The sequence below is a fragment of the Streptomyces sp. NPDC051738 genome, assembly GCF_044453205.1.
Classification (GTDB): Bacteria; Actinomycetota; Actinomycetes; order Streptomycetales; family Streptomycetaceae; genus Streptomyces.
Map to the genome: position 1 here is coordinate 417,993 of NZ_JBITCM010000008.1, position 10,685 is coordinate 428,677.

General features: G+C 68.9%; 9 protein-coding genes. 7 read left to right on the forward strand and 2 right to left on the reverse strand.

Translation table 11 applies throughout. From position 1 onward, the window contains the following. Positions 1-203: 203 nt before the first annotated feature. From ACIA8X_RS21705 to ACIA8X_RS21720, 4 genes are read left to right on the forward strand one after another with little or no spacing between them, the layout of a single operon-like run. On the forward strand, positions 204-2,432 hold the full coding sequence (locus tag ACIA8X_RS21705; protein ID WP_393450091.1) for a polyribonucleotide nucleotidyltransferase: 2,229 nt from the start codon (positions 204-206) through the stop codon (positions 2,430-2,432). Then, a complete protein-coding gene (locus tag ACIA8X_RS21710) occupies positions 2,429-3,808 on the forward strand; it encodes a M16 family metallopeptidase (RefSeq protein ID WP_393450088.1) in 1,380 nt (459 codons plus the stop codon). The genes ACIA8X_RS21705 and ACIA8X_RS21710 overlap by 4 nt, the downstream gene beginning before the upstream one ends. A gap of 50 nt (positions 3,809-3,858) precedes the next feature. Beyond that, positions 3,859-4,611, forward strand: coding sequence for a 4-hydroxy-tetrahydrodipicolinate reductase (gene dapB / locus ACIA8X_RS21715; RefSeq protein WP_393450085.1), 753 nt, complete (start codon positions 3,859-3,861; stop codon positions 4,609-4,611). A 14-nt stretch (positions 4,612-4,625) separates the two neighbouring features. Next, positions 4,626-5,078 (forward strand): hypothetical protein, encoded by a 453-nt coding sequence (locus tag ACIA8X_RS21720; RefSeq protein WP_393450083.1) that lies wholly within the window; start codon positions 4,626-4,628, stop codon positions 5,076-5,078. A 206-nt stretch (positions 5,079-5,284) separates the two neighbouring features. On the opposite strand, the gene ACIA8X_RS21725 is transcribed toward ACIA8X_RS21720, so the two are convergent. Both ACIA8X_RS21725 and ACIA8X_RS21730 read right to left on the reverse strand, forming a co-directional pair. Then, positions 5,285-5,839: a hypothetical protein gene (locus ACIA8X_RS21725; protein WP_393450080.1), complete on the reverse strand. Its 555-nt coding sequence runs from the start codon at positions 5,837-5,839 to the stop codon at positions 5,285-5,287. A 125-nt stretch (positions 5,840-5,964) separates the two neighbouring features. After that, entirely contained in the window at positions 5,965-6,201 is a 237-nt protein-coding gene (locus ACIA8X_RS21730; protein WP_393450077.1) for a hypothetical protein, read from the reverse strand. A 155-nt stretch (positions 6,202-6,356) separates the two neighbouring features. Here ACIA8X_RS21730 and thyX point away from each other — a divergent pair, with 155 nt between their 5' ends. From thyX to ACIA8X_RS21745, 3 genes are all read left to right on the forward strand, one after another. Next, positions 6,357-7,112, forward strand: a complete 756-nt coding sequence (gene thyX, locus ACIA8X_RS21735; protein ID WP_393450075.1) for an FAD-dependent thymidylate synthase — start codon at positions 6,357-6,359, stop codon at positions 7,110-7,112. Positions 7,113-7,346: 234 nt separating this feature from the next. After that, positions 7,347-8,246 (forward strand): 4-hydroxy-tetrahydrodipicolinate synthase, encoded by a 900-nt coding sequence (dapA, locus tag ACIA8X_RS21740; protein WP_393450073.1) that lies wholly within the window; start codon positions 7,347-7,349, stop codon positions 8,244-8,246. 158 nt (positions 8,247-8,404) lie between these two features. Next, positions 8,405-10,090, forward strand: a complete 1,686-nt coding sequence (locus ACIA8X_RS21745) for a ribonuclease J (protein WP_393450071.1) — start codon at positions 8,405-8,407, stop codon at positions 10,088-10,090. Positions 10,091-10,685 lie beyond the last annotated feature (595 nt).

Below are 10,685 nucleotides of genomic sequence, written 5' to 3' on the forward strand. Positions count from 1 at the left end.
GTACGGACGACACAGCAGGACAAGCAGAGGAGAAGCGCGCCAAGCCGCCGCCGGTCCTCGGTAGTGGCCCCCGGGGGGAAGCGAGCCCCGGGTGCTTCGATCGAAGACCGGCCCGCACCGCACGGAGCGCTTCTCCGCCACCGTCCCCCTGCCACACGGGCAGCGACGGGACAAAAGACGACAAAGTAACGGAGAAAACGCTAGTGGAGAACGAGACCCACTACGCCGAGGCCGTCATCGACAACGGCTCCTTCGGCACCCGCACCATCCGCTTCGAGACGGGCCGCCTGGCCAAGCAGGCCGCCGGCTCCGCCGTGGCGTACCTGGACGACGACACCATGGTGCTGTCGGCCACCACCGCCTCCAAGAACCCCAAGGACCAGCTCGACTTCTTCCCCCTCACGGTGGACGTCGAGGAGCGGATGTACGCCGCCGGCAAGATCCCCGGCAGCTTCTTCCGCCGTGAGGGCCGTCCCTCCGAGGACGCCATCCTCACCTGCCGCCTGATCGACCGCCCGCTGCGCCCGTCCTTCAAGAAGGGCCTGCGCAACGAGATCCAGGTGGTCGCCACGATCATGGCGCTCAACCCCGACCACCTGTACGACGTCGTGGCGATCAACGCCGCGTCCGCGTCCACGCAGCTGGCCGGCCTGCCCTTCTCCGGTCCGATCGGCGGCGTCCGCGTCGCGCTGATCCGCGGCCAGTGGGTGGCCTTCCCGACGCACACCGAGCTCGAGGACGCCGTCTTCGACATGGTCGTCGCGGGCCGCACCCTGGAGGACGGCGACGTCGCGATCATGATGGTCGAGGCCGAGGCCACCGAGGGGACCATCAAGCTGGTCCAGGGTGGCGCCGAGGCCCCGACCGAGGAGGTCGTCGCCGCCGGTCTGGACGCCGCGAAGCCCTTCATCAAGGTGCTCTGCAAGGCCCAGGCCGACCTCGCCTCCAAGGCCGCCAAGCCCACCGGCGAGTTCCCGATCTTCCTCGACTACCAGGACGACGTCCTGGAGGCGCTGACCGCCGCCGTCAAGCCGGAGCTCGCCTCCGCCCTGACGATCGCGGGCAAGCAGGAGCGCGAGTCCGAGCTGGACCGCGTCAAGGTGCTCGCCGCCGAGAAGCTCCTGCCGGAGTTCGAGGGCCGCGAGAAGGAGATCTCCGCCGCGTACCGCTCGCTCACCAAGCAGCTGGTCCGTGAGCGCGTGATCAAGGAGAAGAAGCGCATCGACGGCCGTGGCGTGACGGACATCCGTACGCTCGCCGCCGAGGTCGAGGCCATCCCGCGGGTCCACGGCTCCGCCGTGTTCGAGCGTGGCGAGACCCAGATCCTGGGCGTCACCACCCTCAACATGCTCCGCATGGAGCAGCAGCTGGACACCCTCTCGCCGGTGACCCGCAAGCGCTACATGCACAACTACAACTTCCCGCCGTACTCCACCGGCGAGACCGGCCGCGTCGGCTCCCCGAAGCGCCGCGAGATCGGCCACGGCGCTCTCGCCGAGCGCGCCCTGGTCCCGGTCCTGCCGACGCGGGAGGAGTTCCCCTACGCGATCCGCCAGGTGTCCGAGGCGCTGAGCTCCAACGGCTCGACGTCCATGGGCTCGGTCTGCGCCTCCACGATGTCGCTGCTGAACGCCGGTGTGCCGCTGAAGGCCCCCGTCGCCGGTATCGCCATGGGCCTGATCTCCCAGGACATCGAGGGCGAGACGCACTACGTCACCCTCACCGACATCCTCGGTGCGGAGGACGCCTTCGGCGACATGGACTTCAAGGTCGCCGGCACGAAGGAGTTCGTGACCGCCCTCCAGCTCGACACCAAGCTGGACGGCATCCCGGCCTCCGTCCTGGCCGCGGCCCTCAAGCAGGCCCGTGACGCCCGCCTCCACATCCTCGACGTGATGATGGAAGCGATCGACACGCCGGACGAGATGTCCCCGAACGCGCCGCGGATCATCACCGTGAAGATCCCGGTCGACAAGATCGGCGAGGTCATCGGCCCCAAGGGCAAGATGATCAACCAGATCCAGGAGGACACGGGCGCCGAGATCACGATCGAGGACGACGGCACGATCTACATCGGTGCCTCCGACGGCCCGGCCGCCGAGGCCGCCCGTACGACGATCAACGGCATCGCCAACCCGACGATGCCCGAGGTCGGCGAGCGCTACCTGGGCACGGTCGTGAAGACGACCACCTTCGGCGCGTTCGTCTCCCTGCTCCCCGGCAAGGACGGTCTGCTGCACATCTCGCAGATCCGCAAGCTGGCCGGCGGCAAGCGCGTGGAGAACGTCGAGGACGTGCTCGGTGTGGGCCAGAAGGTCCAGGTCGAGATCGCCGAGATCGACTCCCGCGGCAAGCTCTCGCTCGTCCCCGTGATCGAGGGCGAGGAAGGGGCCGAGGCCTCCGAGGACAAGAAGGACGACTCCGACAAGTGACGTCGAGTAGCTCCACGGCGACGGCCCGCACCTCTTCGGAGGCGCGGGCCGTCGCCCGTACCCAAACCATGATCAAGGGCACCAACGGCATCGGCACGGTCCGCAAGACCACCCTCCCCGGTGGCCTGCGCATCGTCACCGAGACCCTGCCCTCGGTCCGCTCGGCGACCTTCGGCATCTGGGCGCACGTCGGCTCCCGCGACGAGACACCGTCCCTGAACGGCGCCACGCACTACCTGGAGCACCTGCTCTTCAAGGGCACCACCCGCAGGTCGGCGCTGGACATCTCGTCCGCCGTCGACGCGGTCGGCGGCGAGATGAACGCCTTCACGGCGAAGGAGTACACGTGCTACTACGCGCGCGTGCTCGACACCGACCTGCCGCTCGCCATCGACGTCGTCTGCGACATGCTGACGGGCTCCCTCATCCTCGAAGAGGACGTCAACGTCGAGCGGGGCGCGATCCTCGAAGAGATCGCCATGACCGAGGACGACCCGGGCGACTGCGTGCACGACCTGTTCGCGCACACCATGTTCGGCGACAACCCCCTCGGCCGCCCGGTCCTCGGCACGGTCGACACGGTCAACGCCCTCACCGCAGACCGCATCCGCCGCTTCTACAAGAAGCACTACGACCCGACGCACCTGGTCGTGGCGGCCGCGGGCAACGTCGACCACAACAAGGTCGTACGACAGGTCCGCGCGGCCTTCGAGAAGGCGGGCGCCTTCAAGAACGGCGACGCCGCCCCCAGCGCTCCGCGGAACGGCCGGCGCGCTCTGCGCACCGCGGGCCGCGTCGAACTGCTGGGCCGCAAGACCGAACAGGCCCACATCGTCCTCGGCATGCCCGGCCTGTCCCGCACGGACGACCGCCGCTGGGCACTGGGAGTCCTCAACACCGCCCTCGGCGGCGGTATGTCCTCCCGCCTGTTCCAGGAGGTCCGCGAGAAGCGCGGCCTGGCCTACAGCGTGTACTCGTACACCTCGGGCTTCGCTGACTGCGGCCTGTTCGGCGTGTACGCGGGCTGCCGGCCCTCCCAGGTCCACGACGTGCTGAAGATCTGCCGCGACGAACTCGACCACGTCGCCGAACACGGTCTGACCGACGACGAGATCGGCCGCGCCATCGGCCAGCTCCGCGGCTCCACCGTCCTCGGTCTGGAGGACACAGGCGCGCTCATGAACCGCATCGGCAAGAGTGAGCTGTGCTGGGGCGAGCAGATGTCCGTCGACGACATGCTGGCCCGGATAGCCGCCGTGACCCCGGACGACGTCCGCTCGGTCGCCCGCGACGTCCTGGGACAGCGACCGTCGCTGTCGGTCATCGGCCCGCTGAAGGACAAGCAGGCGTCCCGGTTGAACGACGCGGTCGCCTGACCTGTCCGTCCTCGGAACCTCGGAACATCCGACGTAAGGAAGCAAGAGAGATGAGCAAGCTGCGCGTGGCGGTCCTCGGCGCCAAGGGCCGTATCGGCTCCGAGGCGGTACGGGCGGTCGAGGCCGCCGAGGACATGGAGCTGGTCGCCGCCCTGAACCGGGGCGACAAGCTGGAGACGCTCGCGGAGACGGGCGCCCAGGTGGCCGTCGAACTGACCACACCCGACTCGGTGATGGCCAACCTCGACTACTGCGTGAACCACGGCATCCACGCGGTCGTCGGTACGACGGGCTGGACCGACGAGCGTCTCGCGCAGCTGAAGGGCTGGCTGGCCGGGTCCCCGGAGACCGGCGTGCTCATCGCGCCGAACTTCTCCATCGGGGCCGTACTGAACATGAAGTTCGCGCAGATCGCCGCGCCCTACTTCGAGTCGGTGGAGGTCGTCGAACTGCACCACCCGAAGAAGGTCGACGCCCCGAGCGGTACGGCCACGCGCACGGCTCAGCTCATCGCCTCGGCTCGCGCCGAGGCGGGCACGGCCCCGGCGCCTGACGCCACGGAGACGGCCCTGGACGGCGCGCGCGGCGCGGACGTCGACGGCATCCCCGTCCACTCCGTTCGCCTGCGCGGCCTCCTGGCCCACCAGGAGGTCCTGCTGGGCGGCGAGGGCGAGACCCTCACCATCCGCCACGACTCCCTCCACCACAGCAGCTTCATGCCGGGCATCCTGCTCGGCGCCCGCCGCGTGGTGACCACTCCGGGCCTGACCTTCGGCCTGGAGCACTTCCTGGACCTCGGCTGACCCGGGGCTCACTGATGCGCGCGAAGCTCTCCTACGCCATAACGGCTGCCGTCCTGGTCGTCTACTTCGTCCTGGTCGGCAGCCGTGGCGTGATGCTCATCCAGTCCGGCACGGTCCTCACCGTCACCTTCGGCGTGGCGGTGCTGATCCTGCCGGTCATCGGCCTGTGGTTCCTGTGGAAGAACACCCAGTTCGTCCGCAAGGCCAACGCCCTCGCCGCCGAACTCGACGCCGAGGGCGGCCTGCCCGTCGACGAGCTGAGGCGCACCCCCAGCGGCCGTATCGACCGCGACTCGGCCGACGAGGTCTTCGCCAGGCGCAAGGCCGAGACGGAGGCGGCCCCCGACGACTGGCGCAGCTGGTTCCGCCTGGCCGTCGCCTACCACGACGCCCGCGACACCCCGCGCGCCCGCAAGGCCATGCAGCGGGCGATCGCCCTGCACGACGGCAGGACCGTCGAGGCTTGATGACTGTCGAGGCTTGAGAACCGTCGAGGTCTGAGGACTGTCGAGGTCTGAGGACTGGGGCGGCCGAGGAGGGGAGCGGCCGAGGGCGGAGGCGGCCGACAGAGCCGGCCCGAGCCCTACGCCGACTCCTCACTCGTACGCCGCCATACGCCGAAGGGGCCGACCCGCACTCGCCGCGGACCGGCCCCTTCGGCGTACCGTCACGCTCAGTCGCGCGCGTACTCCGCGGCCCATGCCTCGACCGCGTCCGCAGCCCGGTCGAACGCGGCGGTCCGCCCCAGGAAGTCCGCATTGCGGGTGGTCATCAGCACCGGCATGTCCTCCGCCGCACGACCCCGCCGTACGAGCCTGAGCGCCTGTCCCTGCACCGTGCGCGGCAACCCCAGCCAGCGCACCGGCTGCTGCACCGTCCTTATGGCGACGACCTGCTCCCAGGGCGCCGTACGCGTCACCAGGAAGCCGACCTGGCGCAGCCCGCGTGCACTCACCCACACGCCCATGCGCAGCAGCCGCAGCGCACCGGTGATCATCAGCAGGGCGATGCCGAACACGACGGCCGCCTCGGTCACCGTGCCGGTCAGGGCGATGATGACCGCCGCGAACAGCACATACGAGGCGAGCAGCAACCACAGCGCCGCAACGCCCACCCGCCATGGCCCGGGACGGTAGGGGCGCCGCCAGCGGTCAAGGTCCTCGAAGGGCAGCGCGACATCGTCGGCCGCCTCGAAGGCGCGGTCGGCCGTCAGGAAGGGCAGGGGCACGGCTGGTCCTCACTCAATCCATGCATGGGCTGTGCCCGGTGAGGCTATCGACCTGCGTCCCCGCTCACCACCCTCGGGGGTCCAAGGGGGTACCTCCCACGCCATTCGGGCGGTGGGGGGAGAGGTCAGCGCCCTTCGGACGCCTGTGACTGCTGACTCTGCTTGGCGGTGTCGGTGGAAAGCGCCGGCATGCCCACCAGGAGCGAGCCCACCAGCCCGGCGACGATGGTGAGCCCCAGCAGCCATCGCCCGGCTATCTGACCGGTGGACGCCCGCTCACGGGGCGGGGGAGTGACATCGCTGCGGAACCGGTCGGCCTCGGCGACAAAGGCGAAGGGCACGGACTCGCGCCGATGGAACATGGAAGGTGCGTCTCCTCTCGGGGATCGAATGAGTAGGCCTCATCAACACAGACGAGCGAATGCCCCAAAAGGTGCCCGGTTTCACCAACTTCACTCGGTCACGACAGCGAACGTCCCGTTTGGCGGGCCGTAGAGTGGCGTCGCCAAGTGATGAGATGGGAAGGACCCGCCAAATCGTGACCCCCGACGACGAACTCAAGATCGACCTGCGCGGCGATGTCACCGTTGAACTGGTCAAGCACAGCGCGGCAGACTCGGACGTCCTGTTCGCGGCCCGTGTGTCGACCGTCGGGGAGCAGTCCCTGGACGAGCTGAACAAGGATCCGGAGCGCTCCAAGGGGCTGATCAACTACCTCATGCGCGACCGGCACGGCAGCCCGTTCGAGCACAACTCGATGACGTTCTTCATCAGCGCCCCGATCTTCGTCTTCCGCGAGTTCATGCGGCACCGCGTCGGCTGGTCGTACAACGAGGAGTCCGGCCGGTACAGGGAGCTGCAGCCCGTCTTCTACGTGCCGGACGCGTCGCGCAAGCTCGTCCAGGAGGGCCGGCCGGGCAAGTACGTGTTCGTCGAGGGCACCCAGGAGCAGCACGAGTTCGTGCAGGGCGCCATGGAGGAGTCGTACCGCCAGGCGTACCGGGCCTACCAGGAGATGCTCGCGCAGGGCGTCGCCCGCGAGGTCGCCCGAGCGGTCCTCCCGGTCGGCCTGTTCTCCTCGATGTACGCCACCTGCAACGCCCGCTCCCTGATGCACTTCCTCGGCCTGCGCACCCAGCACGAGCTGGCCAAGGTGCCGTCCTTCCCGCAGCGGGAGATCGAGATGGTCGGCGAGCGGATGGAGGCGGAGTGGGCCAAGCTCATGCCGCTGACGCACGCCGCCTTCAATGCGAACGGTCGCGTGGCGCCGTAACGAACCGATGTTCCCCCGGCCGGGCATGCGCGTTGCACGGCCGACCTCGGGCCCATGGACCAGCCTCATGAAGTGTCCGTATTGCGGCATTTAGAGAAGTTCATCTAGCCTGATCAAACGGACCCGGCACTGCTTGAACCCCCGAGCAGGCAGTGCCGGGCTCCTTATTTGTCCTGACTTTCCCGCACCCCCCTAGGGCAGACCAGGCCGTGCGCAACGAGTAGCGTGTAACCCATGGCTCCGACCTCCACTCCGCAGACCCCCTTCGGGCGGGTCCTCACCGCCATGATCACGCCCTTCACGGCGGACGGCGCACTCGACATCGACGGCGCACAGCGGCTCGCCACGCACTTGGTGGACGCAGGCAACGACGGCCTGATCATCAACGGCACCACCGGCGAGTCCCCCACGACCAGCGATGCGGAGAAAGCGGACCTCGTACGAGCCGTACTGGAGGCGGTCGGCGACCGAGCCCACGTCATCGCCGGCGTCGGCACGAACAACACCCACCACAGCCTCGAGCTGGCGCGTACGGCGGAGCAGGTGGGCGCACACGGCCTCCTGGTCGTCACGCCGTACTACAACAAGCCCCCGCAGGAGGGCCTGTACCGGCACTTCAAGGCCATCGCCGACGCCACCGAGCTGCCGGTCATGCTCTACGACATCCCCGGCCGCAGCGGCGTCCCGATCAACACCGAGACGATCGTCCGCCTCGCCGAGCACCCGCGCATCGTCGCCAACAAGGACGCCAAGGGCGACCTCGGCCGCGCCAGCTGGGCCATCGCCCGCTCCGGCCTCGCCTGGTACTCCGGCGACGACATGCTGAACCTCCCGCTGCTCTCCGTCGGCGCGGTCGGCTTCGTCTCGGTCGTGGGCCATGTGGTCACGCCCGACCTGCGGGCGCTCGTCGAGGCGTACATCGCCGGCGACGTACAGAAGGCCACGGAGATCCACCAGAAGCTGCTCCCCGTCTACACGGGCATGTTCCGGACCCAGGGCGTCATGACCACCAAGGCCGCGCTCGCCCTCCAGGGCCTGCCCGCCGGACCGCTGCGCGCTCCCATGGCCGAGTGTTCGCCCGAGGAGATCGAGCAGCTCAAGATCGATCTTGCCGCAGGCGGGGTACAGCTCTAACACCAGACTTCGCGCGCCGGCCGCGCAGCAGACTCCACAACTGAATAAGCGGGCCACCGGTGCCTGCGCACTACACACAATGACAACTGCTTCTGCACGAACGTCACGCGCGCCACGTGCCCCAACCGGTACGTGGCGTGCGTGGTGAGGAGAGTCTTTTGAGTCATCCGCATCCAGAACTCAGCTCGCCCCCGCCGCTCCCCGAAGGCGGCCTGCGGGTCACCCCGCTCGGCGGCCTCGGCGAGATCGGCCGAAACATGACGGTCTTCGAGTACGGCGGCCGCCTGCTGATCGTCGACTGCGGAGTGCTCTTCCCCGAGGAGGAGCAGCCCGGAATCGACCTGATCCTGCCGGACTTCTCGTCCATCAGGGACCGCCTCGACGACATCGAGGGCATCGTCCTCACCCACGGCCACGAGGACCACATCGGCGGCGTCCCCTTCCTGCTCCGCGAGAAGCCGGACATCCCGCTGATCGGCTCCAAGCTGACCCTCGCCCTCATCGAGGCCAAGCTCCAGGAGCACCGCATCCGCCCGTACACGCTAGAGGTGGCCGAGGGTCACCGCGAGCGCATCGGCCCCTTCGACTGCGAGTTCGTCGCGGTCAACCACTCCATCCCGGACGCCCTGGCGGTCGCCATCCGTACGCCGGCCGGCATGGTGGTCCACACGGGCGACTTCAAGATGGACCAGCTCCCGCTGGACAACCGCCTGACCGACCTCCACGCGTTCGCGCGGCTGAGCGAGGAAGGCATCGACCTCCTCCTCTCCGACTCCACGAACGCCGAGGTCCCGGGGTTCGTTCCACCCGAGCGCGACATCTCCAACGTCCTGCGCCAGGTGTTCGCGGGCGCCCGCAAGCGGATCATCGTGGCGAGCTTCGCCAGCCACATCCACCGCATCCAGCAGATCCTGGACGCGGCCCACGAGTACGGCCGCCGGGTCGCCTTCGTCGGCCGCTCGATGGTCCGCAACATGGGCATCGCACGCGACCTGGGCTACCTAAAGGTCCCGCCGGGCCTGGTGGTGGACGTCAAGACACTGGACGACCTCCCGGACAGCCAGGTCGTGCTCGTCTGCACGGGCTCGCAGGGCGAACCGATGGCGGCCCTGTCGAGGATGGCCAACCGCGACCACCAGATCCGCATCGTCGACGGCGACACGGTGATCCTCGCGTCGTCCCTCATCCCCGGCAACGAGAACGCGGTCTACCGTGTCATCAACGGCCTGACCCGCTGGGGCGCGAACGTCGTCCACAAGGGCAACGCCAAGGTCCACGTCTCGGGCCACGCGTCCGCGGGCGAGCTGCTGTACTTCTACAACATCTGCCGCCCGAAGAACCTGATGCCGGTGCACGGCGAATGGCGCCACCTGCGCGCCAACGCCGAACTGGGTGCCCTGACCGGCGTCCCGCACGACCGCATCGTCATCGCCGAGGACGGCGTCGCCGTCGACCTCATCGAGGGCAAGGCGAAGATCTCCGGCAAGGTCCAGGCCGGCTACGTGTACGTCGACGGCCTCTCGGTCGGCGATGTGGGCGAGCCGGCACTCAAGGACCGCAAGATCCTCGGCGACGAAGGCATCATCTCGGTCTTCGTGGTGGTGGACTCGTCCACCGGCAAGATCACGGGCGGCCCGCACATCCAGGCCCGAGGCTCGGGCATCGATGACTCCGTCTTCGGCGATGTCATCCCGAAGATCGCCGAGGTGCTGGAGCGCTCAGCCCAGGACGGCGTGGTGGAACCCCATCAGTTGCAACAGCTGGTGCGCCGGACCCTGGGCAAGTGGGTCTCGGACACCTATCGGCGCAGGCCGATGATCCTGCCTGTGGTGGTGGAGGTCTGACGGTCCGTCGGACACCGCACAGTGTGAACCAGGAGCGGGGGGGGGGGGGGGGGGGGGGGGGGGGGGGGGGGGGCGCCGCCCGCGGGCGGGGGGGGGGGGGGGGCCCGCCCCCCCCCGGGGGGGGGGGCCCCCCCCCCCGCGCGGCGGGGGGGGGGCTGACACCATTTGGGCCGCGGGCGGTTGTGCGGGGGTGGGGGGGGGGTGGTTTGCGGGGCGGGGGCACCCCCCCATGGTTCACCCCGGCGCGGGGCGCCTCGATTTGCATCGAGGCGCCCCGCTCCAGTACGTTTACGGCTCCGCCTGAACGGGAACCCGGCAGCTTCGTGCGCCGGAACCAGCTCCCGGAGGGGGCGGAAATTCCGACTCAGAATCTCTGATAAAGTCGGAGTCGCCGGAAAGGGAAACGCGAGAGCGGGAACCTGGAAAGCACCGAGGAAATCGGATCGGAAAAGGATCTGATAGAGTCGGAAACGCAAGAACGAAGGGAAGCGCCCGGAGGGAAGCCCGAGAGGGTGAGTACAAAGGAAGCGTCCGTTCCTTGAGAACTCAACAGCGTGCCAAAAATCAACGCCAGATTAGTTGATACCCCGTCTCC

What these genes read in the sequence shown, in the direction of transcription:
- thyX (WP_393450075.1), top strand. Translation starts at nt 6,357, where the DNA reads ATGGGAAGGACCCGCCAAATCGTGACCCCCGACGACGAACTCAAGATC.
- dapA (WP_393450073.1), top strand. Translation starts at nt 7,347, where the DNA reads ATGGCTCCGACCTCCACTCCGCAGACCCCCTTCGGGCGGGTCCTCACC.
- ACIA8X_RS21730 (WP_393450077.1), bottom strand. Translation starts at nt 6,201, where the DNA reads ATGTTCCATCGGCGCGAGTCCGTGCCCTTCGCCTTTGTCGCCGAGGCC.
- ACIA8X_RS21720 (WP_393450083.1), top strand. Translation starts at nt 4,626, where the DNA reads ATGCGCGCGAAGCTCTCCTACGCCATAACGGCTGCCGTCCTGGTCGTC.
- dapB (WP_393450085.1), top strand. Translation starts at nt 3,859, where the DNA reads ATGAGCAAGCTGCGCGTGGCGGTCCTCGGCGCCAAGGGCCGTATCGGC.